The sequence below is a fragment of the Knoellia aerolata DSM 18566 genome (genome assembly GCF_000768695.1).
Taxonomy (GTDB): Bacteria; Actinomycetota; Actinomycetes; order Actinomycetales; family Dermatophilaceae; genus Knoellia; species Knoellia aerolata.
Genome location: NZ_AVPL01000003.1, coordinates 98,627 through 122,559 on the forward strand (window position 1 = coordinate 98,627; position 23,933 = coordinate 122,559).

A 23,933-nucleotide genomic window follows, 5' to 3' on the forward strand; every position below is an offset into this window, starting at 1 on the left:
TCCTGTCCGTGGCCACCGCCACCGTCATTATCGACTAGCGCGACGAACACACCGTTCGTCGCGCAGACCTCCCGCACCCGGGGGGTCTTTTTGTTGGGTCGACGACGGTGAGCCGGAGTGGGCCGGACAGAGGGCCCGGCCGACCACACCCCCGGTCACCGAGCAGCACGCGCGACGTCGAGCATGACACTGGAGCCACACGATCCACCGAACCCGACGCACGAGATCGATCGAGGCGAGACACGAATGAGCGACCTGCACGTCTACGACACCACCCTGCGTGACGGTGCCCAGCAGGAGGGGCTCAACCTCTCCGTCGCGGACAAGCTCACCATCGCGTCGCACCTCGACGACCTCGGGGTCGGCTTCATCGAAGGTGGCTGGCCCGGGGCCAACCCGAAGGACACCGAGTTCTTCGCCCGGGCCGCCACCGACCTCACCCTCAAGAACGCGACGCTCGCCGCGTTCGGGGCGACGCGCCGGGCTGGGGGCTCCGCGGCCACGGACCCCCTCGTGCGGGCGCTGCTCGACAGCCAGGCCTCGGTCGTCACCCTCGTCGCGAAGTCCCACGTCGGCCACGTCGAGAGGGCGCTGCGGACCACCCGCGAGGAGAACCTCGAGATGATCCGCGACACCGTCTCGTTCCTGCGTGGGGAGGGGCGGCGCGTCTTCCTCGACGCCGAGCACTTCTTCGACGGGTATGCCGTCGACCGCGCCTACGCCTTGGAGGCGCTGCGCGCCGCGGCGGAGTCCGGAGCCGAGGTCCTCGCGCTGTGCGACACCAACGGCGGCATGCTGCCGAGCCGCATCGGTGACGTCGTCGCCGACGTCGCGGACGCCCTCGGTGTGGCCGGGGCCACGGGCACGGACACCCGGCTCGGCATCCACTGCCACAACGACACCGGGTGCGCCGTCGCGAACTCGATGGTGGCGGTCGACGCCGGCGCCACCCACGTCCAGGGCACCGTGAACGGCTACGGGGAGCGGACCGGCAACGCCAACCTCGTCACCGTCGTCGCGAACCTCCAGCTCAAGCAGGGCGTCCAGCTCATCGAGCCGCACCGGCTGCAGGAGTCGACTCGGATCAGCCACGCGATCAGCGAGGTGACGAACGTGCCGGCCTACAGTCGCCAGCCGTACACCGGCGCGAGCGCGTTCGCGCACAAGGCGGGGCTGCACGCCAGCGCCATCAAGGTCGACCCGGACCTCTACCAGCACCTCGACCCCAAGCAGGTCGGCAACGACATGCGGATGCTCATCTCGGACATGGCCGGTCGTGCCTCGATCGAGCTCAAGGCGCGCGAGCTCGGACTCGACCTGGACCCGACCGACGCCGCCGACAGTGCTCTCGTCCAGCGGGTGCTGGCCAAGGTCAAGGACCTCGAGCTGCGGGGCTACACGTTCGACGCGGCGGACGCGAGCTTCGAGCTGCTGCTGCGCCGTGAGGTCGAGGGCGCCCTCCCGGACTTCTTCGAGGTCGAGTCCTGGCGGGTCATCACCGACTCGCAGTCGCACGGCGACGCCCTGTCCGAGGCGACGGTCAAGATCACCACCGGCGGCAAGCGCGTCCTGCGCACGGGGGAGGGCAACGGGCCCGTCAACGCGCTCGACCACGCCCTCCGGCTCGCCCTCGCCACGGCATACCCGGAGATCGAGCACCTCGAGCTGATCGACTACCGGGTTCGCATCCTCGATGCCGCCCACGGGACCGACGCGGTGACACGGGTGCTCATCGAGACCAGCGACGGCGAGACCACCTGGGAGACCATCGGTGTCGCCGCCAACATCCTCGAGGCGAGCTGGGACGCGCTCGTCGAGAGCGTCACGTACGGGCTGCTGCGCGCGGCGGTGCCGGTGCGCTGACCGGGGCACGTGGCCCCGTGCGTGCCACGATGAGGGCATGGGCGGACCCGGCAGTGACCTCGTGGTCTCGCCGGGCCCGGGCCTCCCGGGCGGACTGGTGATCGTCGCCGACGAGCTCGCCGAGAGGTTCTCCCGGTCCTCGGGTCCGGGTGGTCAGGGCGTCAACACGACGGACAGCCGGGTCGAGCTGTCCTTCGAGCCGGCCACGTCGCGGTCCCTCACCGAGACGCAGCGCGACCGGGTCGCCGAGGTGCTCGGTCCCGCCCTCGTCAACGGCCGGGTCGTCATCGCGGCGTCCGAGTACCGCTCCCAGCTGCGCAACCGGTCCGCCGCGCGAGAACGTCTCGGCGCCCTCCTGCGAGACGCGCTGGCCCCCGCCCCGCCGTCCCGGCGACCCACCCGGCCGACCCGGGGGTCACAGCGACGACGCCTCGACGCCAAGAAGCGGCGCGGTCAGCTCAAGTCCGGCCGGGGACGTCAGGGACCCGAGTGAGCCCGTCCCGAGGGGCTGGTCACGTGGGGCGCGTCACCGCGTTGCGTCGAGCACGGTGAGCAACCGCCGGCGCAGGACGTTGGAGCGCTGCGCGAACTCGCGCTGGCGCTCGACGTACGCCGCCTTGCCGGCCGCCGTCTCGATCGGCACCGGCTCGACGTCGTGGCCGGAGAGGTCGTAGGGCGAGGCCTGCATGTCGAGCAGGCGGATCTCCATGGCCAGGTCGAAGCAGTCCATGGTGAGGTCGCTCGGCACGAGCGGTGAGAGCTTCGTCGCCCACTTGTAGGTGTCCATGCCCGCGTGCAGGCAACCGGGCTGCTCGAGCTCGACCTGGGCCTCCCGCGTGGGCTGAAGGACGTTGCGGGACACGGCATCCGGGGTGAAGAAGCGGAACGCGTCGAAGTGGCTGCAGGCGATCTGGTGGCGCTCGACGACCTCGTCGGTGCCTGCCTGCCCCAGCCGCAGCGGCACCTGCTCGTGGCGGACGCCGCCCTCCCCGGCGCGGTAGACCATCGCCCACTCGTGCAGGCCGAAGCAGCCCAGCCGTGCCGGCCGTGACACGGTCGCCTCCAGGAGCCGCCGCACGAAGTCGACCGCTCGTCCCCGTGCCGCCACGAACGACTCCACGTCGAGCTCGACGACCTCACCCGCCGCGCGGTAGTGCCGCCACGACGCCCGCTCCAGCGCCTTCGGGCCCTCGAGACGCACGCCGGGTCCCGGGTGCCACCGTCGCAGCCGGCTCGGTGTCACGGAGTAGTAGCGGAAGAGGAAGTCCTCGACGGGGTGGGGCACCCCGCGGTCCCGGCGGGAGAGGTACCCGGCCGTGACGACGTCGACGCGCGCGGCGTGGGCGGCCTCGAGGCTCGTCCACGTCTCGCGGTCGAGGAGGGCGAGGACCGGCGACATGACCGGACCAGCGTAGGCGAGCGGTCCTCCTCCGAACCGCCACCGGACCCGGTCACGGTGTGCGACGATCCGCGGAGGTCCGCACCGTGGCGGGCCGTGAGCGCCCGGGAGCCCCAGTCATGCGTCGAACCCTCACCGTCGTCCTCGCGATGTTCATCGCCCTCGTGGTCCCGTCCGCGGCCGACGCGTCGCCCGCGCGTGGAGCGGTCAACGCCACGAGCTGGTACCTCGCCCTGGGGGACTCGCTCGCCGCCGGCTACCAGCCCGGCGTCGGTGACGACCGCACCGGCGGCTACGTCGGCGGCGTGCTCGACGCCCTCCAGGACACCGCGCCGAAGGCCAGGCTGCGCAACCTCGCCTGCTCCGGAGCGACGACGGCGTCGATGCTCGGCACCGACCGCTGCTCCTACGAGCAGGGGTCGCAGGTGGCCGAGGCGGTCGAGTTCCTCGAGGCCCACAAGGGCAAGGTCGACCTCGTCACCATTGACATCGGTGCCAACGACGTCACCCCCTGCGCACGCCCGAGCGTCGACTTCGCCTGCGCCCTGGCCGCCGTCGGCACCGTCGAGGCCAACCTCACGAACATCCTCGGCCAGCTGCGCGCCGCCACCGGTCCGGACACCGAGATCATCGTCCTCAACTACTACAACCCCTTCCTCGCCGCGTGGCTGACCGGACAAGCCGGCCAGCAGGTCGCCGCCATGACCTCCGGCCTCCAGAGCCTCCTCAACGGCGCGGTGGCGAGAGCCGCCGCCACCGTGGGTGCGGACGTGGCCGACGTCGCCACCGCGTTCCGGTCCACGACCACCACGCCCGTCGCCACCGCGTTCGGGACGATCCCGACGAACGTCGCGACGATCTGCGCCTGGACGTGGATGTGCACGAGGAACGACATCCACGCCAACGACGCCGGGTACGCCGTGCTGGCGACGACGGTCGCGGGCCGCATCGGCTGACGACGAGGCAGGGGTCCTACAGTGAACCCGTGCGCATCGCGAGATTCACGACAGGTGAGGACCCGGCATACGGGTTGGTCGACGGAGCCGGCGAGAAGATCGCCGCGATCACGGGCGACCCGCTCTACCAACGGATCGAGCTGACCGGGGCGACCCACCTCGTCGAGGACGTGCGACTGCTCGCACCGGTCATCCCTCGCAGCAAGGTCATCGGCATCGGCAGGAACTACGCCGAGCACGCCCAGGAGATGGGTGGTGAGGCCCCGGCCGAGCCGTTGATGTTCCTCATCCCCAACACCGCGGTCGTGGGCCCGGGGGACCCCGTCGTCATCCCGGGGTTCACCCAGGAGGTCAGCTACGAGGGCGAGCTGGCCGTCGTCATCGGCCGCCTCGCCAAGGACCTGTCGGTCGAGGACGCGCTGTCGTCGGTCTTCGGCTACACCGTCGCCAACGACGTCACCGCCCGGGACCTGCAGCGGCGCGACGGCCAGTGGGCGCGCGCCAAGGGGATGGACACGTTCTGCCCGCTCGGCCCGTGGATCGAGACCGACCTCGACCCGGGCGCCTGCCGGATCACGACCCGGCTCGAGGGCGAGGTCGTCCAGGACGGTCCGACCTCGGACATGGTCCACGGCGTCGCCGAGCTCATCGCCCACGCCTCCCGCGCGTTCACCCTGCTCCCCGGCGACGTCATCCTCACCGGCACCCCCGCCGGCGTCGGTCCGGTCGTCGCGGGTCAGCGCGTCGAGGTCGAGATCGACCAGATCGGCACCCTGAGCAACCCGTTCGTCAGCGCTGACTGACGGTCACCGCATGGGCGGCACTCGCCGATATGAGGGGTGCGCCACTACGGTCGGGTTGTGAGTGACGAGAACATGACCACCGAAGAGCCCGAGCAGCCGACCTTCTCCGACCTCGGTCTGGACGACCGGGTGGTGCGAGCGCTGAAGGACATCGGCTACGAGACCCCCTCCCCGATCCAGGCGATGACGATCCCCGGTCTGCTCGCCGGGCGGCACGTCGTGGGGCTGGCGCAGACGGGGACGGGCAAGACCGCCGCGTTCGCGCTGCCGATCCTCAGCCGGCTCGACCTCAAGCAGAAGACGCCGCAAGCCCTCGTCCTCGCCCCGACCCGTGAGCTCGCGCTCCAGGTGTGTGAGGCCTTCGAGAAGTACGCGTCGCGCATGCCCGGCGTCCACGTCCTGCCCGTCTACGGCGGCCAGGGCTACGGGGTCCAGCTGAGCGCGCTGCGCCGAGGCGTCCACATCGTCGTGGGCACCCCCGGACGCATCATGGACCACCTCGAGAAGGGCACCCTCGACCTGTCGGAGCTGCGCTTCCTCGTGCTCGACGAGGCCGACGAGATGCTCAAGATGGGCTTCGCCGAGGACGTCGAGACGATCCTGGCCGACACCCCGGCGGAGAAGCACGTCGCCCTGTTCTCCGCGACGATGCCCTCGCAGATCCGCCGGATCTCGAAGAAGTACCTCACCGACGCCCTCGAGATCACCGTCGAGCGCAAGGCGACGACCACGCCCAACATCACCCAGCGCTACCTCATCGTGTCGTACCCGCAGAAGGTCGACGCCCTGACGCGCATCCTCGAGGTCGAGAACTTCGAGGGGATGATCGTCTTCGTCCGCACCAAGAACGAGACCGAGATGCTCGCGGAGAAGCTGCGCGCCCGAGGGTTCTCGGCCGCGGCCATCAACGGCGACGTCGCCCAGGTGCAGCGCGAGCGGACCGTGGCCCAGCTCAAGTCGGGCAAGCTCGACATCCTCGTCGCCACCGACGTCGCGGCCCGTGGCCTCGACGTCGAGCGGATCAGCCACGTCGTCAACTACGACATCCCCACCGACACCGAGTCCTACGTGCACCGCATCGGCCGCACGGGACGCGCCGGGCGCAGTGGCGACGCGATCTCCTTCGTCACGCCGCGCGAGCGCTACCTGCTCAAGGCGATCGAGAAGGCGACGCGCACGACCCTCACCGAGATGCCGCTGCCGACGGTCGAGGACATCAACGCCACCCGACTGGTCCGCCTCGACGACCGGATCACGACGGCGCTGGGCTCGAGCGAGCTCGACGAGTACCGCGACGTCATCGCCCACTACGTCCGTGAGCACGACGTCCCGGAGGCCGATGTGGCCGCCGCGCTGGCGATCGTCCTCCAGGGCGACGAGCCGATGCTCCTCGAGCCCGAGCCGGTGCGCCCCCCGCGGCGCGACCGGGACGACCGGGGACCCAGCCGGGACCGCGACGACCGCGGCGGCGGCAGGTTCGACCGCTCCGGTGGTGGCGCGCGCGGCGAGCGCGGGTCGCGTGGCTCGTCCGGGCCGATGGCGACCTACCGCATCGCCGTCGGGCGCCGGCACAAGGTCGAGCCCCGCCAGATCGTCGGCGCGCTGGCCAACGAGGGCGGGCTCGGCCGGCAGGACTTCGGTCACATCGACATCCGCGCCGACCACTCCCTGGTCGAGCTGCCCGCGACGCTCCCGCCGGGCACCGAGGCGAAGCTGCGCGGCACCCGGATCTCGGGCCAGCTCATCGAGCTCACCGAGTCGCGGGAGCGCAGCAGCCGCCCGGAGAAGAAACCGCACCGCAAGGGCCCGCGCGACTGACCCGAAGGTGTCGTATCCGGGGGAGCCCGTTCGTGGAGAGGATGAACGACACCACAGGCGCCACCCGGGCCGCCGGTCGCTCACCCGGAGGAGAACCACCATGACCCAGTACCTGCTCTCGGTCCACGGCTCCGTCGACGACGAGACGCCCACGGACGAGGTCGTCCAGCAGATGTACGCGGACGTCGGCCGCTTCAACGACAAGGTCCGCGAGGCCGGGAAGTGGGTCTTCGCCGGCGGCCTCGAGCCCATCACGACCGCCACGACGGTCGACGCGACCGGTGAGCGCCCGACCGTCACCGACGGTCCCTACTCGGAGGCCAAGGAGTTCCTCGGTGGCTTCTGGGTCATCGAGGCCGCCGACCTCGACGAGGCCCTCCAGTGGGCGAAGGAGGGCTCCGCCGCGTGCGGCGGCCCGGTCGAGGTCCGCCCCTTCAACCCTGCCTGACCCACGCGTGGGATCCGAGGACACCTCGCCCGTCCTCGGCGCGGACGCCGTCGCCACGGTCGTCCGCGCCGAGTACGGACGCGTCGTCGCCGGGCTCATCCGTCGCTTCGGTGACATCCAGCTCGCCGAGGACGCTCTCGGTGAGGCGATCGTCATCGCGCTGGAGCGGTGGCCGCGTGACGGTGTCCCACCCAACCCCGCCGGGTGGCTCACCACCACGGCGAGCCGCAAGGCACTGGACCACCTGCGCCGCGAACGCGTCCGGGACGAGAAGTACGCCGAGGCCGCCATGCTCACCGACGACACACCCCCGGAGCCCACCGGTCCGGTGAAGGACGACCGGCTCCGGCTCATCTTCACCTGCTGCCACCCGGCCCTGGCCGAGCCGGCGCGGGTCGCGCTCACCCTGCGCCTGCTCGGGGGGCTCACCGTCGCCGAGATCGCGTCCGCGTTCCTCGTGCCCGAGACGACGATGGCGCAGCGGATCACCCGGGCCAAGGCGAAGATCGCCACGGCGCGCATCCCCTACCGCGTCCCGGGCCCCGACGACGTGGCCGACCGCCTCGACGCGGTGCTCGCCGTGCTCTACCTCGTCCACAACGAGGGCTACCTCAGCCGGGGCGGGGAGTCCGCCGACCGCGAGGACCTCGCCCTCGAGGCCATCCGGCTCACCCGGGCGCTGCGGTCGCTGGCCGGTGACATCGGCTCGCCTCCGGAGGTCGACGGGCTGCTGGCCCTCATGCTGCTCAGCCAGGCCCGGCGGCCCGCCCGCATCGACGACGCCGGCCGCCTCGTCACGCTCGACGAGCAGGACCGCGCCCGGTGGGACACGGGGCTCATCGACGAGGGGCACGCCCTCGTGCGTGAGTGCCTGCGGCGCGGGGCACCCGGTCCGTACCAGATCCAGGCGGCGATCCAGGCCGTCCACACGGACGCCCGCGACGTGTCGCTGACAGACTGGGGGCAGGTCGTGGCCCTCTACGACCAGTTGCTCCGGCTGCGCCCCTCTCCCGTCGTCGCGCTCAACCGGGCGGTCGCCCTGGCCGAGCTCGACGGGCCACAGGTCGCCCTGGCCGTCGTCGACGAACTCGAGCTCACGGCATACGCCCCCTGGCACGCGACCCGCGCGGACCTGCTCCGCCGCCTCGGCCGGGACGACGACGCCGGACGGGCGTATGCCGCCGCGATCGCGACCACACCGAACCCTGCCGAGCGTGCGTGGCTGGCCTCACGACGCGACCGCCTCGGTCACGGGTGGGGCGAGGGCCCGGGGACTCCCTAGACTCGGGGCACCATGAGCGAGCAGCCCCCCACCGCAGCCAGCAGCCCCCGACTCCGCGTCGCCCCGTCACCCACAGGTGACCCGCACGTCGGCACGGCCTACATGTCGTTGTTCAACCTCGCGTTCGCGCGTCAGCAGGGCGGACGCTTCCTGCTGCGGATCGAGGACACCGACCGCGCGCGCTTCCGGGCGGACAGCGAGCAGCAGGTCTACGACACGCTGCACTGGCTCGGGCTGACGTGGGACGAGGGCCCCGACCTCGGTGGCCCCTTCGCCCCCTACCGCCAGAGCGAGCGGCTCGACACCTACCGGCCCTACGTCGAGCGGCTTCTCGCCGACGGCAAGGCCTACCACTGCTGGTGTTCCGGCGAGCGGCTCACCCAGATGCGTGAGGTGCAGCAGAAGACGAAGCAGCCCACCGGCTACGACCGGCTCTGCCACGGGAAGACCCGTGAGCAGCGGGCCGAGCTGCCGGGCTTCAGCGAGACGCCGGTCGTGCGGATGTTCATCCCCGACGACGCGCCGCTGACGTTCGACGACCTCATCCGCGGCACCGTCTCGGCCCCGCGCCCCGACGACCAGGTGATTCTCAAGGCCGACGGCTTCCCGACCTACCACCTCGCCGTCGTCGTCGACGACCACGAGATGGGCATCACCCACGTCGTGCGCGGCGAGGAGTGGATCAGCTCGACGCCCAAGCACGTCCTGCTCTACCAGTGGCTCGGACTGGAGCCGCCGAAGTTCGCGCACATGCCGCTGCTGCGCAACACCGACAAGTCCAAGATCTCCAAGCGCAAGAACCCCGCTGCCCGGCTCACCTGGTTCCGGGAGGAGGGCTACCTCCCGGAGGCCCTCGTCAACTTCCTCGCCCTGCTGGCCTACCCGCCGGTGCTCGAGGACGACGGCACCGAGCGCGAGGTCTTCACCTTCCGCGAGTTCAGCGACGGCTTCGACTGGAAGAAGGTCAACCCGGTCGGGCCGATCTTCGACCTCAAGAAGCTCGACTGGCTCAACGGGGTCTACCTGCGCGGGCTCGAGCTGGGTGACTTCACCTCGCGGCTGCTCCCGTTCCTCGAGCGCGACGAGGTGCTCTCCGGCAACCCGTCGCTCGGCGAGCTGGGGCGGCTCAAGGCGGTCGCCGAGCTCATCCAGACGCGGATCGTCCACCTCACCGAGGCCTCGGCCATGGTGCGACCCTTCTTCGTGGCCGACGACGCCCTCGAGATCGCCGACGACGCCCGCGGCCAGCTGGGGGACGGCGCCGGAGACGTGCTCGACGCCGCCGCTCGAGCCCTCGGTGACATCGACGACCACGGCACCGGGGTGCTCGGCACCGACAGTGGCTGGAACGCCGCGGCCATCGAGGCCGCGCTGCGGTCCGCGGTCGTCGACGGGCTCGGCATCAAGCCCAAGTTCGCCTTCGGTCCGCTGCGCACGGCGGTGTCGGGCCAGCGGGTCAGCCCGCCGCTCTTCGAGTCGATGGAGATCCTCGGCAAGACCTCGACGCTGACCCGGCTGCGGGCCCTGCGCGACTCGCTCTGAGGTCACGACCGGCCGGACTTCCGGGCGATTTGGGCGCGAGGAGGTCGGACGGTAGTATCGCTCCTCGGTTCACCGGTGCAGGTGGTCCTCGGACCGCAGCACCAGTGATACCCCCTTGGGGTATGGTGTAATTGGCAACACTACGGTTTCTGGTACCGTCATTCTAGGTTCGAGTCCTGGTACCCCAGCAAGGTCAATGCCCCTGTGGCATAGGCCAATTCGAAGATCTCACCGTTCTGCGGTAGTCTTCAGACCGCTGTCCGGGCTCGACCCGACCAGCACGGCTAGGGCCCCGTTGTGTAGCGGCCTAGCACGCCGCCCTCTCACGGCGGTAGCGCGGGTTCGAATCCCGTCGGGGCTACCAGCATGGAAGTCCCCGTCACCTCACCGGTGACGGGGACTTCCTCATGTGCAGGGTGCGTCGGTCAGGCGGAGTGCTGCTCCTCGGCCGTCTTCGCGTGGCGGGCGAGGACCTCGGTGAGCTTGTTGGCTCCGGCGATGACGGTGGCGGCGTGCAGTCGACCGGGCTGGCGCGAGAGCCGCTCGATGGGACCGGAGATGGACACGGCGGCGATGACGCGGCCCGAGGGGGAGCGGACCGGGGCGGAGACGGACGCGACGCCCGCTTCACGCTCCCCGACGCTCTGGGCCCACCCGCGACGGCGCACGCCCGAGAGGGTGGTCGCGTTGAAGGCAGCACCCTGGAGCCCGCGGTGCAGACGGTCCGGCTCCTCCCAGGCGAGGAGGACCTGGGCCGCGGAGCCGGCGAGCATCGTCAGGCTGGCGCCGATCGGGATGGAGTCGCGCAGCCCCACGGGACGCTCGGCGGCCGACACGCAGATGCGGTGCTCGCCCTGGCGGCGGAACAGCTGGGCGCTCTCGTTGGTGTGGTCGCGCAGCGCGCCGAGGACCGGGCCGGCTGCGGCGAGCAGGCGGTCCTCGCCCGCCGCGGCGGCCAGCTCACCGAGACGCGGGCCGAGCACGAAGCGCCCCTGCATGTCCCGTCCGACGAGGCGGTGGTGCTCCAGCGCCACCGCGAGGCGGTGGGCCGTCGGGCGGGCCAGGCCGGTCGCCGTGACGAGCTGGGCGAGGGTCGAGGGACCGGCCTCGAGGGCGCTCAAGACGATGGCGGCCTTGTCGAGCACGCCGACGCCACTGGTGTTGTCCATGTCTTGATACTGCCGTCCCAAGCCGTGAGACGCAAGTCCTGGCGCGTGGGGCGCGTGCGAACCTCGGATGGAGCGACGTCGACCGTGCTGCGCGCGGCGACGACACAGAACCCGTTTCCTGGAGGTGTTGGCCGTGGGCAGGACCCTGGCAGAGAAGGTGTGGGACGCACACGTCGTGCGTCAGGGTGAGGGCGAGCCGGACCTGCTCTACATCGACCTCCACCTGCTCCACGAGGTGACGAGTCCGCAGGCCTTCGACGGGCTGCGGCTCTCCGGCCGACCGGTGCGCCGCACCGACCTCACCCTGGCGACCGAGGACCACAACGTCCCCACCACCCCCGGACCGATCACCGACCCGATCAGCCTCACCCAGGTGCACACGCTCCGGCGCAACTGCGAGGAGTTCGGCATCCGGCTCTACCCGATGGGGGACGCCGAGCAGGGGATCGTGCACGTCGTCGGCCCGCAGCTCGGGCTCACCCAGCCCGGCATGACGGTCGTCTGCGGCGACAGCCACACCTCGACCCACGGGGCGTTCGGTGCGCTCGCGTTCGGCATCGGCACGTCCGAGGTCGAGCACGTCCTCGCGACCCAGACGCTCCCGCTCAAGCCGTTCCGCACGATGGCCATCACCGTCGACGGCGAGCTCGCCGACGGCGTCTCGTCCAAGGACATCGTGCTCGCCGTCATCGCCAAGATCGGCACCGGCGGTGGTCAGGGCTACGTGCTCGAGTTCCGCGGCAGCGCGATCCGGGCCCTCTCCATGGAGGGGCGGATGACCGTCTGCAACATGTCGATCGAGGCGGGCGCCCGCGCCGGCATGATCGCCCCCGACGAGACGACCTTCGCGTACCTCGAGGGCCGCGACCACGCTCCCCGCGGTGAGGACTGGGACGCTGCGGTGGCCAGCTGGCGCGAGCTGCACACCGACGAGGACGCCGAGTTCGACGCGGAGGTCGTCATCGACGCCTCCGAGCTCACCCCGTTCGTCACCTGGGGGACCAACCCGGGGCAGGGCGCCCCGTTGAGCCACAGCGTGCCGGACCCGGCGACGATGGACGACACCGAGCGCCAGTCCGCCGAGCGGGCCCTCGAGTACATGGGGCTCGTCGCCGGGACGCCGCTGCGCCGGATCGCCATCGACACCGTCTTCGTCGGCTCGTGCACCAACGGCCGGATCGAGGACCTCCGCGCGGCCGCCGCCGTGGTCAAGGGGCGCCGGGTCGCCGACGGCGTCCGCATGCTCGTCGTGCCGGGATCGGCCCGGGTGCGGCTCCAGGCCGAGGCCGAGGGCCTCGACACGGTCTTCACCGAGGCCGGCGCGGAGTGGCGCCTCCCCGGGTGCTCGATGTGCCTGGCGATGAACCCCGACAAGCTGGCGCCGGGGGAGCGCAGCGCGTCGACCTCCAACCGCAACTTCGAGGGCCGCCAGGGCAAGGGTGGCCGCACCCACCTCGTCAGCCCGCTCGTCGCCGCTGCCACCGCCGTGCGGGGCACGCTGTCCAGCCCGTCCGACCTCGAGCCGCTCGAACCGCTCGTGCCGGCAGCCGACCTCGCCCACCAGGAGGCCTGACGTGGACGCCTTCACGACCCACACCGGCACCGGCGTCCCGCTGCGACGCAGCAACGTCGACACCGACCAGATCATCCCCGCGGAGTACCTCAAGCGGGTGACCAAGTCCGGCTTCGAGGACGGCCTGTTCGCGGCCTGGCGCAAGGACGAGACCTTCATCCTCAACGACCCGACGTATGCCGCGGGCTCGATCCTCGTCGCAGGTCCCGACTTCGGGACGGGCAGCTCCCGAGAGCACGCCGTCTGGGCGCTGATGAACTACGGCTTCCGGGTCGTCGTCTCGTCGCGCTTCGCCGACATCTTCCGGGGCAACAGCGGCAAGGCCGGGCTGCTCACGGCCCAGTGCAGCCAGGACGACGTCGAGCTCCTCTGGAAGCTGCTCGAGAACGAGCCGGGGACGTCGGTGACCGTGGACCTGGTGAGCCGGACCATCACGGCCGGCGACGTCGTCGCGGCCTTCGACGTCGACGAGTACACCCGCTGGCGCCTGCTCGAGGGTCTGGACGACATCTCGCTCACGCTGCGTCACGAGCCGGACATCACGGCATACGAGCAGCTCCGACCGGCGTGGAAGCCGGTCACCGGCTGACCGCTTGCCGCGACACGCCGTGTGGGAGTGGGGAGTTCACGCGGCCACGCGCCCGACCTTCCTGTGACGCATGTGACTGTTGTGACTCGCATGTTGCGCGGTCCGACCCATCTCGTCGGGGGGTCCGGGTCGGGCCGTTCCCGTGAAAACTGTTGCAGCACAGAGGAACTGGTGATTCTGCGTCCCCATTCAAGCGCCGATGCCAGCGACGGCACGGTCCACGGTCGCGGGGCGGGCGTCGGTCCGAAACTCCATGTGGGACAACGGAAACCGACCAAGAGGTGATGGACTCACCTCCCGGCTCGGCCTACCGTCGACTCAGGACAGGCACTCGTCTGGTCCACACACATCGTCGGGTCGGTCCCGGCGGCAGACCGATGGAGAGACAGTGAACAAGGGAGAACTCGTCCGGGAGCTCGAGAAGCGTCTCGGCAGCCGCAAGGCAGCGACCGAGGCCCTCGATGCGGTCCTCGACACGATCGTCCGCGAGGTCACCAAGGGCGGCAAGGTCGGCATCACCGGCTTCGGCACGTTCGACCGGGCAGAGCGCGCCGCGCGCACCGGCCGCAACCCGCGCTCGGGAGCCAGCGTCCGCATCCCGAAGTCGAAGGCCCCCCGCTTCCGCGCCGGCGCTGCGTTCAAGGCGTACGTCAAGAAGCCCTCCACCCTTCCGAAGGCGTCCCCGGCAGCCCAGCGGGCGAGCGCGGGCACGGCGGCCACCAAGGCGGCCGCACCCGTCAAGAAGGCCGCCACCGCGACCAGGACGGTGGCCAAGAAGGCGAGCGCCACCTCGACGGCAGCAGCCAAGAAGGCGACCACGGCCGCGTCGACCGCCACCAAGGCCACGGCCAAGAAGGCGAGCACGACCAAGGCGACGGCGACCAAGGCCGCGACCAAGGCGACCCCGGCCAAGACCGCCTCCAAGAAGGCCCCGGCGACGAAGGCGGCCGCCACGTCAGCGCGCAAGACCTCCGCGGCCGCGACGCCGGCCAGGAAGACCGCGACCGCCAAGACCGCGACCGCGAGGACCGCGACCACGAAGACGGCGGCGAAGAAGGCTCCGGCGGCCACGAGCACCGCCAAGACCGCGGCGAAGAAGTCGACGGCCAAGAAGTCGACGCGCTGACGCGTCCTGCACTGCAGAAGGGCCGGCGCCTCACGGTGCCGGCCCTTCTCGCTGCCCGCGGGTCAGCCGATCGTCTCGCCGGGGCCGATCCCGACGATCCACACCCGTGTCACGGTGGCGCCGTCCGCGGCGACGTCGACGCTGACGCGCTGCCCGGGGCGCACGTGGCGCAGGGCGCTGCCGGCGAAGACCTCGGCCGGCCAGGACACGACCCGGCCGTCGTCGAGCAGCGCGGAGCCGGAGCCGTCCTCGGCGAAGGTGTGGATGCTCGCTTGCACGCCCCGACGCTATCGTCCGAGAGCCGCGAGGGTGCGCGGCCCGACCGAGAGGTTCGCCAGGGCGTGGCGCAGCGACACCTCGTCGTCGACGTCGTGGCGCAGGCCGGGCAGGTCGAGGTCGAGACGGTGGTGGCCGAGGGCGAGGTGCCGGGCGGCGCTGCCGGGGCCGAACGCCGGCGCCGGTCCGGCTCGCCCGCTGGCCCCGAGCAGGGCGGTGCCCGTGCCCTCGGCATCGGGGACGAAGAACGTGTCGTGACGGGATCCCTCGTCCAGCACCGCCACCAGCTCGGCCTCGGTGAGGCCGGGATGGTCGCCGAGCAGGATCGCGACCGGCCCCGCCCCCTCGGCCCTCGCCGCCCGGACGCCGGCGGTGCAGGCGGCGTCCAGACCGCCGCCGGGGTCGCCGACGACGGTGAATCCGGCCTGCGCCGCGTATGCCGTCTCGTCCGGGTCGGAGGTCACGACGAGGACGCCGGCCGGCCCGACCACGCGCGCGGCGACGGCCAGGGTGTCGTGGACGATGGCGGCGACGAGGGCGCCGTCGTCGAGGGAGCGCCGCAGCCGCGACTTCGCGCCGCGCCCGCCCTTGACGGGGACGACCAGGCGCCAGCCGGTCACGCTGGGGGACTCCATGCACCGATCCTCCACCGACGGCCCGGCAGGCTCGACAGCACCCCCGGCGGCGACCAAGATGCAGGCAGACCGCTCGGGGCCGTGCGACGATGCCGCCCGCCGCTCATCGACGAAAGGCCCGCATGAGAGCCGGACCGCGCCACGCACCGCCGGCCTACCGGTTCGTGGTCACCGTCCTGCGGCCGCTGCTCATGGCCCTGACCCGGCGGGACTGGACCGGCGCCGAGCACCTCCCGCGCGGACGCGGCTTCGTCGCCGTCTCCAACCACATCTCGCACGTCGACGTGTTCGTGCTCGCGCACTTCCTCAACGACTCCGGGTTCGTGCCGCACTTCCTCGGCAAGGTCGAGGTGTTCGACCTGCCGGTGGTCGGGGCGATCGTGCGAGCCGCCGAGCAGATCCCCGTCCGCCGCGAGACCGGGCAGGCCTCGGACTCCTACGCCGCGGCCGTCGAGGCGATCCGTGCGGGCCACTGCGTCGGGATCTACCCGGAGGGGACGCTCACCCGCCAGCCCGACCTCTGGCCCATGCGGGGCAAGACCGGAGCTGCGCGCGTGGCGCTGCAGACCCGGTGCCCCGTGGTCCCGGTCGCGCAGTGGGGTGCCCAGGAGATCCTCGCGCCCTACAGCCGACGACCGCACCTCCTGCCGCGACACACGATGAGGATCCGGGCCGGCCGGCCCGTCGACCTCGGTGACCTGTACGACCGGCCGGTCACGGCCGAGGTGCTCGCCGAGGCGACCGAGCGGATCATGGCGGCGCTCACCACCGAGCTCGAGGTGCTGCGCGGGAAGCAGGCACCGCCCGGTCGCTACGACCCGCGCTCGCACGGGCTCACCGTCACCGGACCTCCCCGGGCGGCGACCCCGACGGAGCGTTCCGGCCCGCGCGAGCGCGAACTACCCCCACAATGGGCCGACGGATCCGATGGCCCCGACGACGGTGAGGACCACACGTGACGACTGCAGCGGTGTTCGGGACGGGCAGCTGGGGGACGGCGTTCGCGGCCGTCCTCGCCGATGCGGGCACCGACGTCCGCATGTGGGGGCGCCGGTCCGAGGTCGTCGACGCGATCAACGCCGGCTGCAACGACGAGTACCTCCCCGAGCTCCCACTGCCGGAGCGCATCTCGGCCACGTCCGACCCCGAGAAGGCCGCCGCCGGCGCGGACATCATCGTCCTCGCGGTCCCGTCGCAGACCCTGCGCGCCAACCTCGCGACGTGGGGCTCGGTCCTGCCCCGGTCCGCCACGGTCGTCTCGCTCATGAAGGGCGTCGAGCTCGGCACGACCAAGCGCATGAGCGAGGTCATCGCCGACGCCGCCGACATCGACGCCGGTCGCATCGTCGTCGTGTCCGGCCCCAACCTCGCCCGCGAGATCGCCGTCAAGCAGCCGGCCGCCAGCGTCGTCGCCGCCACCGACGAGCGGGTGGCGCAGCGGGTCGCGGACGCGTGCGCCGCGGCATACTTCCGGCCCTACACCCACACCGACGTCATCGGGACCGAGATCGCGGGCGCGACCAAGAACGTCATCGCCCTCGCGGTCGGCATGGCCGAGGGGCTCGGCATGGGCGACAACTCCAAGGCGTCGATCATCACCCGTGGCCTGGCCGAGACGACCCGTCTCGGTACGGCGCTGGGCGGGGACTCGGTCACCTTCGCCGGGCTCGCGGGCATCGGGGACCTCATCGCCACCTGCATGTCGCCGCTGTCGCGCAACCACAGCTTCGGCGTGCGCCTCGGCCAGGGCATGGCCGTCGACGAGGTGATCGCGGTGACGAAGCAGACCGCGGAGGGCGTGAAGTCGTGCACGTCCATCCTCGACCTGGCCCGCCACCACGGCGTCGACGTGCCCATCATCGAGCAGGTCAACGCGATGATCACCGAGGGCAAGTCGGCCCAGGACGTCGTCGGCGCGCTGCTGTCCCGGCCGCGCAAGGCCGAGACCGGCTGACCCGCTCCGCCGGCCGCCGGGCCGGCGTCTCAGACGGTGCCGAGCGCCGCGTCGAGGTCGCGCCACAGGTCGTCGACGTCCTCGATGCCCACGGACAGCCGCAGGAGGTGGTCCGGCACGGCCTCGGGCTCGCCGGGCTGGCGGCGGCGTCGCTCGATCTGGCTCTCCACCCCGCCCAGGCTGGTCGCGTGCACCCACAGCCGCGTCGCTGCGGCGACCCGCTCGGCGGCCGCGGCGTCCCCGGCGACGTCGATCGAGACCATGGCGCCGAACCCCGGGTAGCGCACCCGCTCCACCGCGGCGTGGCCCTCGAGCCGGTCGGCGAGCACCCGGGCGTTCGCACTCGCCCGCTCGAGCCGCACCGAGAGCGTGCGCAGCCCGCGCAGGGCCAGCCAGGTCTCCATCGGCCCCGCGATGGCCCCGTGCATCTGGCGGTGCCGCCGGAGCCGTTCGTGCAGGGCCCGACCGGCCTCCGAGCGGCCGGTCACCGTCGCGCCGAGGAGCAGGTCGCTGTGGCCCGACAGGTACTTGGTCACCGAGTGGACGACGACGTCGGCGCCGAGGTCGAGCGGCTGCTGGAGCAGGGGCGTCGCGAAGGTGTTGTCGACGACGACGAGCAGGCCCCGCTCGTGCGCGGCCGCCGCCAGCCCCGCGACGTCGGCGACGTCGAGGAGCGGGTTGGTCGGCGACTCGACCCACAGCATCGCGGCGCCCTCGAGGGTGCCCACCACGGCGTCGGTGTCGGTGACGTCGACGGGGGTGACGACGACCTCGCCGGCCTCGGAGCGGTCGGCCAGGGTGGCGAGGGTCCCGTTGTAGGCGGCGGTCGGCACGACGACCCGGCCACCGTGCGGCACGAGCGACAGGGCGGCGGCGACGCCGGCCATGCCGGAGGCGAAGACGAGGGCGTCGCCGTTCTCGAGGGACCCGAGCGCCTCCTCGAAGGCCGACCAGGTCGGGTTCCCCACGCGGCCGTAGCTCACCGCGCCGTCGGCGTGGTAGGTCGAGCTCATCGTCAACGGCGCGCCCACCTGCTCACCGGGGGCGGACGGCATACGACCGAGGGACACGAGGCGGGTGGCTGGGCTCAGCTCGACGTCTTCCACACCGGCGAGCGTATGCCGCCCGCCCGCGCCTGCGGGATAGGGTCGCTGGCGATGAACACCGAGAACACGCCCAGCGAGGTCGCCGCAGGTGCAGGACCCGACGGGGCGCCGCGCCGGTTGCGCGTGGCCCTCGTCTTCGGCGGCCGCTCGTCGGAGCACGCCGTGTCCTGCGCCACCGCGGCGAGCGTGATGTCCGCCCTCGACCCCGAGCGCTACGACGTGCTGCCGATCGGGATCGCCAAGGACGGCAGCTGGGTGCTCGCGCCCAACGACCCCGAGCCGCTGCGACTGGCGCCGGGTCACCTCCCCGAGGTCGACGCGTCCGCACCGAGCGTGCTGCTGCCGATGAGCGCCACCGCCCGCCACCTCGTCGTCCACGAGGCCGGGCAGCCACCGCGCGAGCTGAACGAGGTCGACGTCGTCTTCCCGCTGCTGCACGGTCCCTTCGGCGAGGACGGCACCATCCAGGGGATGCTCGACCTCGCCGACGTCCGCTACGTCGGGTCCGGGGTCACGGCGTCGGCGGTGATGATGGACAAGCACATGATGAAGGTGGTCTTCCAGGCCGCCGGGCTCCCGGTCGGGCCCTACGTCGTCATCACCGACCGTGAGTGGCGGCGCGACCCGGCAGCCGCGCTCGACGCCGTCGGCGCGCTCTCCTATCCCGTCTTCGTCAAGCCCGCCCGGGCAGGATCGAGCATGGGCATCTCCAAGGTCGACGGGCCCGAGGGCCTGCAGGCCGCCGTCGAGACGGCCCGCGAGCACGACCCCAAGGTCGTCGTCGAGCAGGGCGTCGTCGGGCGCGAGATCGAGTGCGGCGTCCTCGACGGCCACGGCACCGACGCCCCCCGCACCAGCCCCCTCGGTGAGTGCATCGTCGTGCAGGGCCACGAGTTCTACGACTTCGAGGCGAAGTACCTCGCCGACGACGACATCCGCCTCGAGGCCCCGGCCGACGTCTCACCCGAGGTCGCCGACCGGATCGCGCAGATGGCGGCCACGGCGTTCACCGTCGCCGGCTGCGAGGGGCTCGCCCGGTGCGACTTCTTCCTCACCGAGGACGGCGAGGTGCTCCTCAACGAGATCAACACGATGCCCGGCTTCACCCCGAGCTCGATGTACCCGCGCATGTGGGCGGCCGCCGGCCTCACCTACCCCGAGCTCATCGACGAGCTCATCTCGCTCGCCATGGAGCGCCGGGTCGGCCTGCGCTGAGCACGCGGGTCAGCTGCAGGCGAGCGAGTTCCTCGGCAGCCGCTCGGCCGCCTCGGTGAAGGCGGGCAGCAGAAGCGGCTCGGGCGCGTAGGCACGGGGGACGAGCACCTCGACGGCCGGGTCGCGGCCGAAGGTCGTGAAGCGCGTCCCGTCGCTGAGCGGCTGCGCCACCCAGCCCATGCCGTCGACCTCGATGCAGTCGTCGGTCGTGGGTCCGAGCGCGGGCACGCCGCACCGGGCGATGATCGCCGGGTCCCCGTAGGCCGCCCCGGCACTGGGGTCGCGCACCTCGCGACGCGCCTGACCGCCCGCCTCGGCCGGCCAGGCCGCGCTGACCGCGCGGCACACCTCGCCGGTCGCCAGCGGGGTGGGGGAGACCTCGACGGCGGACGAGCACCCCGACAGCGCGACGACGGCGGTGGCGCCGAGCACCACCGCCGTCGAACTCGTCCGGGAGCGCACGCTCAGATGTGCACCACCGTGCAGGTGAGGGTCCGGGTGATGCCCTCGACCTCCTGGATCTTGGCGATGACGAGCTTGCCGAGCTCGTCGACGGTCTCGGCCTCGACGCGCGCGATGCAGTCGTAGGGACCGGTGACGTCCTCGGCGAGAGCCACTCCCGGGATCGCCGCGATCGCCTCGGCCACGGCCGCCGCGCGACCAACCTCGGTCTGAATCAGGATGTAGGCCTGGACCACTGGGTGTCACCTCACTGTCAGGGAGCGGCTCTGTGCGCGCTCCGCCCGAGTCTTGCTGGGTCTTGGTCGACCGTCACCGGGGGCGACGGTGTCTGCACGGTACCGTGCCGGTGGTCCGCACGTCTCGAGTGGCTCAGGAGGTGGGTGCGTGGTCTCGCGCGCGACGCTCGCCTCGGTGAGCGAGTCCGAGCTGCTCGGGCAGATCCTCCCGATGTTCGGTGGGAGCCCGTATGCCGGCGCCGGTGTCCTCGTCCCGCCCGGGGACGACGCGGCAGTCATCACCGCGCACGGCTCGGTGGTCGTGACGACGGACTCGATGGTGCGCGGGCGCGACTGGCGCGACGACTGGTCCAGCGGGCACGACGTCGGGGTCAAGGTCGTCGCGCAGAACGTCGCCGACGTCGCCGCGATGGGCGCCGTGCCCACCGGACTGCTCGTCTCGGTGGCGGCCGACCCCGCGACCGAGCTCGACTGGCTCATCGACCTCACCCGCGGCATCGCCGCCGCCGCCGAGGACGCGCGCTGCCCCGTCGTCGGGGGAGACCTGTCGTCGGCCCCTCACGGGGTGGTCGTCGTCGGGGTCACCGCGTTCGGCGACCTGCAGGGGCGCTCGCCCGTGCTGCGGTCCGGCGCGCGTCCCGGTGACGTCGTCGCGGTGGCCGGGTCGCTCGGGTGGTCGGGGGCGGGTCTGGTGCTGCACGAGCAGGGGCGCGAGGACCCCATCACCGGCGAGGGACGAGGTCGTCACCTCGGCGAGGTCGACAGGGCGGTGTCGCTGCTCCTGTGGTTCCACCGGTCGCCGCGCCCCCCGTGGGAGTCCGGGCCGCTGGCGGCGCTGGCCGGCGCCACCTCGATGATCGACCTGTCGGACGGGCTCGTGCGCGACGGCGCCCGCATCGCCACCGCGAGCGGGGTGGAGCTCGCGCTCGACGAGCGGGCGCTGCGCCGCGACTTCCTCGCCGGACCGATCGAGGTCGCCCTCGGGGCGGACGCCGGCTGGCCGCAGGTCCTGGCCGGGGGGGAGGAGCACTCGCTGCTCGCGACCTTCCCGCAGGGCGGGGTGCCCGAGGACCCGTCGGCGCCCTGGACGGTCATCGGCACGGTCCTCGCCGCTGGCCCGGAGGGGCCCCGGCTCACCGTCGGTGGAGCCGTGCCGAGCGTGACCGGCTGGGACCACTTCGCCGGCTGACCGGCATACGCCCTGCCGTGCCGCCGCCTGGCTGGCGTCCGCAAAGGTGGTCGGGTTCGCGACCAGGGTTGCGGACGTCCGCGGATGCCGGCTGGCTGGCGTCCGCAAGGGTGGTCGGGTTCGCGACCAGGGTTGCGGACGCTGGACGCGGGAAGGCCCCGGGACGCGAAACGGGGCGGGGTCCGTGTTCGGACCTCGCCCCGTGTCGGGATGCAGCTAGGGGGTCAGCGCTTGACCTTGCCGGCCTTGAGGCAGGAGGTGCAGACGTTGAGCCGCTTCGGGGTCACGCCCTTGTCGCCGACGAGAGCCTTCACGCGCTGGATGTTCGGGTTCCAGCGTCGCTTGGTGCGGCGGTGCGAGTGCGAGATGCTGTGGCCGAAGCCTGGTCCCTTGCCGCAGACATCGCAGTTGGCAGCCACGGGTGATCTCCTTGAGTCAGGTGTCATACGAAACGGCTGGGTTGCCAGCCGTCTCAGGTCAAGTGGTCCCGGTGCCCGCCCCGGAGGGGGCTCACGCGGAACCGTCAAAGCGTAGCCGAGTTCGGGTGTGGCTCCAAAACGAGTCAGGGCCGCCCGATAGCCTGCCACCGTGCCAGCCGTTCTCGACGCCGATGGAGCCCGACTCTGGGGTGCCCTGACGCGTGCCGCCTTCGCGGCGCGGCGCACCGAGATGGACGCGCTCAACGTGTTCCCGGTGCCCGACGGGGACACCGGCACCAACCTCTACCTCACGATGGACACCGCCCTCGAGGACGTCAAGGTCGCGCACGCGGCCCAGGGCATCATCGGCACCGCGAGCCTCGTCGACGAGGCTCGCAACCTCTCGCGTGCCCTGCTGATGTCGGCGCGGGGCAACTCGGGAGTCATCGTCAGCCAGATCGTCGCCGGGCTGAGCGCCGTCGTCATCGAGGAGGGGCTCACCGAGCTCGACGGTCCCGCTCTGGCCCGGGCGATCACCCGCGGCGCCGAGCTCGCCCGGGCGAGCGTCGCCCACCCGCAGGAGGGGACCATCCTCACCGTCGCCGACGCGGCTGCCGGGGCGGCCGTCGAGTCCGCCTCCGCCGGTGGCGGCGCGGTCGACGTGGCGGCCGCCGCCCTGGCCGCTGCCGAGGTCGCCCTCGCCCGCACCCCCGAGCAGCTCCCAGCCCTGGCGCACGCCGGCGTCGTCGATGCCGGTGGCGCCGGCTGTGTGCTCATGCTCGAGGCGCTGCACCGCGTGCTCACCGGCAGCTGGGGGGACGGCTCGGGTCCGCTCCACCACGCGGCCGAGGACCTGCTGCCCAAGGCGGCGTGGCACACCGCCCAGGGCCCCGACGAGGGCTCCGGTCTCGAGGACACGGGCCAGGGATCGGACAAGCTCGCCGCGTCGGGTTCGACCTCCGCCGGCGGGCCGGCCTTCGAGGTCATGTTCCTGCTCGACGAGAGCGACGCCGACCGGGTCCTCGAGATGAAGGCGACGCTCGACGGCCTCGGCGACTCGCTGCTCGTCGTCGGGGGGCCCGACCTCTGGAACGTCCACGTCCACGTCGACGACGTGGGGGCCGCGGTCGAGGCCGGGATCCTCGCCGGGCGCCCACACCGGGTCAAGGTCACGCATTTCGCGACGCAGGTGGCCGCCAAGGAGACCCAGCAGGTGGCGGTCGTCGCGTGCGCCGCCGGTCCCGGCATGGCGGCCATCCTCGAGGAGGCCGGGGCCACCGTCGTGCTGAGCGCCCCGGGTGCGCGGGCGTCGGCCGGGCAACTGCTCGAGGCGATCCACGCGACTCGCGCCGGCTCGGTCATCGTCCTCCCCAACGACAAGGACACCCTCATGGCGGCCGAGGTCGCGTGCCGCGCCGCCACCGAGGAGGGCATCGTCACCGCCATCGTCCCGGCCCGCACGGCCGTCCAGGGTCTCGCGGCACTGGCCGTCGTCGACCTCGGCAAGGGCCTGCGCGAGAACGCGATCGCCATGACGAGCGCGGCGGTCGCCACCCGCCACGGCGCCGTGTCAGTCGCCTCGCGCGAGGTGCTCACCTGGGCCGGCCACGTCACGCCCGGCGACGTCCTGGGCATCGTCAGCGGGGACGTCGCCCTCATCGGCGACGACCTGGCGACAGTCGCGCACGCCGTCCTCGACCGGCTCCTCTCCAGCGGGGGCGAGCTCGTCACCCTCGTGTCGGGTGCCGATGCCGACGACGCCCTCGTCGACGCCGTCGCCGACCGGCTGGCCAAGGAGCACGGCGAGGTCGAGGTCGTCCGGATCGACGGCGGCCAGCTCGTCTACCCACTGCTCGTGGGGGTGGAGTAGACC

24 protein-coding genes and 2 tRNA genes are annotated in these 23,933 nt (G+C 72.3%); 18 read left to right on the forward strand and 8 right to left on the reverse strand.

Annotation, left to right across the window (positions count from 1 at the left end):
* The first annotated feature begins 246 nt into the window (after positions 1–246).
* Complete coding sequence (gene cimA, locus N801_RS02665; RefSeq protein WP_035932534.1) at positions 247–1,863, forward strand: citramalate synthase; 1,617 nt, start codon at positions 247–249, stop codon at positions 1,861–1,863.
* 37 nt (positions 1,864–1,900) lie between these two features.
* Positions 1,901–2,356: an alternative ribosome rescue aminoacyl-tRNA hydrolase ArfB gene (arfB, locus tag N801_RS02670; protein ID WP_035932535.1), complete on the forward strand. Its 456-nt coding sequence runs from the start codon at positions 1,901–1,903 to the stop codon at positions 2,354–2,356.
* A gap of 33 nt (positions 2,357–2,389) precedes the next feature.
* Here arfB and N801_RS02675 read toward each other — a convergent pair whose 3' ends face one another.
* Entirely contained in the window at positions 2,390–3,262 is an 873-nt protein-coding gene (locus N801_RS02675; protein ID WP_035932538.1) for a hypothetical protein, read from the reverse strand.
* A 119-nt stretch (positions 3,263–3,381) separates the two neighbouring features.
* On the opposite strand from N801_RS02675, the gene N801_RS02680 reads away from it, so the two are divergent.
* From N801_RS02680 to N801_RS02715, 8 genes are all read left to right on the forward strand, one after another.
* Positions 3,382–4,218 carry an SGNH/GDSL hydrolase family protein gene (locus tag N801_RS02680; RefSeq protein ID WP_035932540.1) on the forward strand — a complete coding sequence of 279 codons (837 nt, stop codon included), beginning with the start codon at positions 3,382–3,384 and terminating at the stop codon, positions 4,216–4,218.
* A 29-nt stretch (positions 4,219–4,247) separates the two neighbouring features.
* Positions 4,248–5,021, forward strand: a complete 774-nt coding sequence (locus tag N801_RS02685; protein ID WP_035932541.1) for a fumarylacetoacetate hydrolase family protein — start codon at positions 4,248–4,250, stop codon at positions 5,019–5,021.
* 72 nt (positions 5,022–5,093) lie between these two features.
* Entirely contained in the window at positions 5,094–6,839 is a 1,746-nt protein-coding gene (locus tag N801_RS02690) for a DEAD/DEAH box helicase (protein ID WP_035932631.1), read from the forward strand.
* A 100-nt stretch (positions 6,840–6,939) separates the two neighbouring features.
* A complete protein-coding gene (locus N801_RS02695; protein WP_035932542.1) occupies positions 6,940–7,287 on the forward strand; it encodes a YciI family protein in 348 nt (115 codons plus the stop codon).
* A gap of 7 nt (positions 7,288–7,294) precedes the next feature.
* A complete protein-coding gene (locus N801_RS02700; RefSeq protein WP_035932544.1) occupies positions 7,295–8,569 on the forward strand; it encodes an RNA polymerase sigma factor in 1,275 nt (424 codons plus the stop codon).
* Positions 8,570–8,581: 12 nt separating this feature from the next.
* Positions 8,582–10,111 carry a glutamate--tRNA ligase gene (gene gltX, locus N801_RS02705; protein WP_035932545.1) on the forward strand — a complete coding sequence of 510 codons (1,530 nt, stop codon included), beginning with the start codon at positions 8,582–8,584 and terminating at the stop codon, positions 10,109–10,111.
* Positions 10,112–10,227: 116 nt separating this feature from the next.
* Positions 10,228–10,299: transfer RNA gene (locus N801_RS02710), tRNA-Gln, on the forward strand.
* Positions 10,300–10,399: 100 nt separating this feature from the next.
* Positions 10,400–10,475 (forward strand) — tRNA-Glu (locus tag N801_RS02715).
* Between the two features lie 61 nt (positions 10,476–10,536).
* Here N801_RS02715 and N801_RS02720 read toward each other — a convergent pair.
* Entirely contained in the window at positions 10,537–11,280 is a 744-nt protein-coding gene (locus N801_RS02720; protein WP_035932547.1) for an IclR family transcriptional regulator, read from the reverse strand.
* 133 nt (positions 11,281–11,413) lie between these two features.
* Here N801_RS02720 and leuC point away from each other — a divergent pair, with 133 nt between their 5' ends.
* The 3 genes from leuC (at position 11,414) to N801_RS02735 (ending at position 14,568) form a co-directional block, all read left to right on the forward strand.
* Positions 11,414–12,853: a 3-isopropylmalate dehydratase large subunit gene (gene leuC / locus N801_RS02725; RefSeq protein WP_035932549.1), complete on the forward strand. Its 1,440-nt coding sequence runs from the start codon at positions 11,414–11,416 to the stop codon at positions 12,851–12,853.
* A gap of 1 nt (position 12,854) precedes the next feature.
* The gene (gene leuD / locus N801_RS02730) at positions 12,855–13,442 is read left to right on the forward strand and encodes a 3-isopropylmalate dehydratase small subunit (protein ID WP_035932550.1); all 588 of its coding nucleotides are present in this window, start codon (positions 12,855–12,857) and stop codon (positions 13,440–13,442) included.
* A 388-nt stretch (positions 13,443–13,830) separates the two neighbouring features.
* Complete coding sequence (locus N801_RS02735; protein WP_035932551.1) at positions 13,831–14,568, forward strand: HU family DNA-binding protein; 738 nt, start codon at positions 13,831–13,833, stop codon at positions 14,566–14,568.
* A 62-nt stretch (positions 14,569–14,630) separates the two neighbouring features.
* Here the strand turns inward: N801_RS02735 and N801_RS02740 are convergent, their stop codons facing one another.
* Together N801_RS02740 and cofC are read right to left on the reverse strand one after the other, a co-directional pair.
* The gene (locus tag N801_RS02740; RefSeq protein ID WP_035932553.1) at positions 14,631–14,846 is read right to left on the reverse strand and encodes a hypothetical protein; all 216 of its coding nucleotides are present in this window, start codon (positions 14,844–14,846) and stop codon (positions 14,631–14,633) included.
* A 9-nt stretch (positions 14,847–14,855) separates the two neighbouring features.
* Positions 14,856–15,479, reverse strand: coding sequence for a 2-phospho-L-lactate guanylyltransferase (gene cofC, locus N801_RS02745; RefSeq protein ID WP_035932555.1), 624 nt, complete (start codon positions 15,477–15,479; stop codon positions 14,856–14,858).
* A 122-nt stretch (positions 15,480–15,601) separates the two neighbouring features.
* Here cofC and N801_RS02750 point away from each other — a divergent pair, with 122 nt between their 5' ends.
* The gene (locus N801_RS02750) at positions 15,602–16,438 is read left to right on the forward strand and encodes a lysophospholipid acyltransferase family protein (protein ID WP_035932557.1); all 837 of its coding nucleotides are present in this window, start codon (positions 15,602–15,604) and stop codon (positions 16,436–16,438) included.
* The gene (locus N801_RS02755; protein ID WP_035932558.1) at positions 16,435–17,433 is read left to right on the forward strand and encodes an NAD(P)H-dependent glycerol-3-phosphate dehydrogenase; all 999 of its coding nucleotides are present in this window, start codon (positions 16,435–16,437) and stop codon (positions 17,431–17,433) included. Before N801_RS02750 ends, N801_RS02755 begins: the two co-directional genes overlap by 4 nt.
* A gap of 29 nt (positions 17,434–17,462) precedes the next feature.
* Here the strand turns inward: N801_RS02755 and N801_RS02760 are convergent, their stop codons facing one another.
* Entirely contained in the window at positions 17,463–18,539 is a 1,077-nt protein-coding gene (locus N801_RS02760) for a trans-sulfuration enzyme family protein (RefSeq protein ID WP_035932559.1), read from the reverse strand.
* 51 nt (positions 18,540–18,590) lie between these two features.
* On the opposite strand from N801_RS02760, the gene N801_RS02765 reads away from it, so the two are divergent.
* On the forward strand, positions 18,591–19,754 hold the full coding sequence (locus tag N801_RS02765; protein WP_052112529.1) for a D-alanine--D-alanine ligase family protein: 1,164 nt from the start codon (positions 18,591–18,593) through the stop codon (positions 19,752–19,754).
* Positions 19,755–19,763: 9 nt separating this feature from the next.
* Here the strand turns inward: N801_RS02765 and N801_RS02770 are convergent, their stop codons facing one another.
* Together N801_RS02770 and N801_RS02775 are read right to left on the reverse strand one after the other, a co-directional pair.
* Positions 19,764–20,216: a DUF3515 family protein gene (locus N801_RS02770; RefSeq protein WP_245618178.1), complete on the reverse strand. Its 453-nt coding sequence runs from the start codon at positions 20,214–20,216 to the stop codon at positions 19,764–19,766.
* A 2-nt stretch (positions 20,217–20,218) separates the two neighbouring features.
* Positions 20,219–20,452: an Lrp/AsnC ligand binding domain-containing protein gene (locus N801_RS02775; RefSeq protein WP_035932562.1), complete on the reverse strand. Its 234-nt coding sequence runs from the start codon at positions 20,450–20,452 to the stop codon at positions 20,219–20,221.
* A 148-nt stretch (positions 20,453–20,600) separates the two neighbouring features.
* On the opposite strand from N801_RS02775, the gene thiL reads away from it, so the two are divergent.
* A complete protein-coding gene (thiL, locus tag N801_RS02780) occupies positions 20,601–21,641 on the forward strand; it encodes a thiamine-phosphate kinase (protein ID WP_035932564.1) in 1,041 nt (346 codons plus the stop codon).
* Positions 21,642–21,865: 224 nt separating this feature from the next.
* On the opposite strand, the gene rpmB is transcribed toward thiL, so the two are convergent.
* Positions 21,866–22,060 (reverse strand): 50S ribosomal protein L28, encoded by a 195-nt coding sequence (gene rpmB, locus N801_RS02785; RefSeq protein WP_009778186.1) that lies wholly within the window; start codon positions 22,058–22,060, stop codon positions 21,866–21,868.
* A gap of 169 nt (positions 22,061–22,229) precedes the next feature.
* Between rpmB and N801_RS02790 the strand changes: the two genes are divergently transcribed.
* Entirely contained in the window at positions 22,230–23,930 is a 1,701-nt protein-coding gene (locus N801_RS02790; protein WP_035932566.1) for a DAK2 domain-containing protein, read from the forward strand.
* The last annotated feature ends 3 nt before the right edge of the window (positions 23,931–23,933 follow it).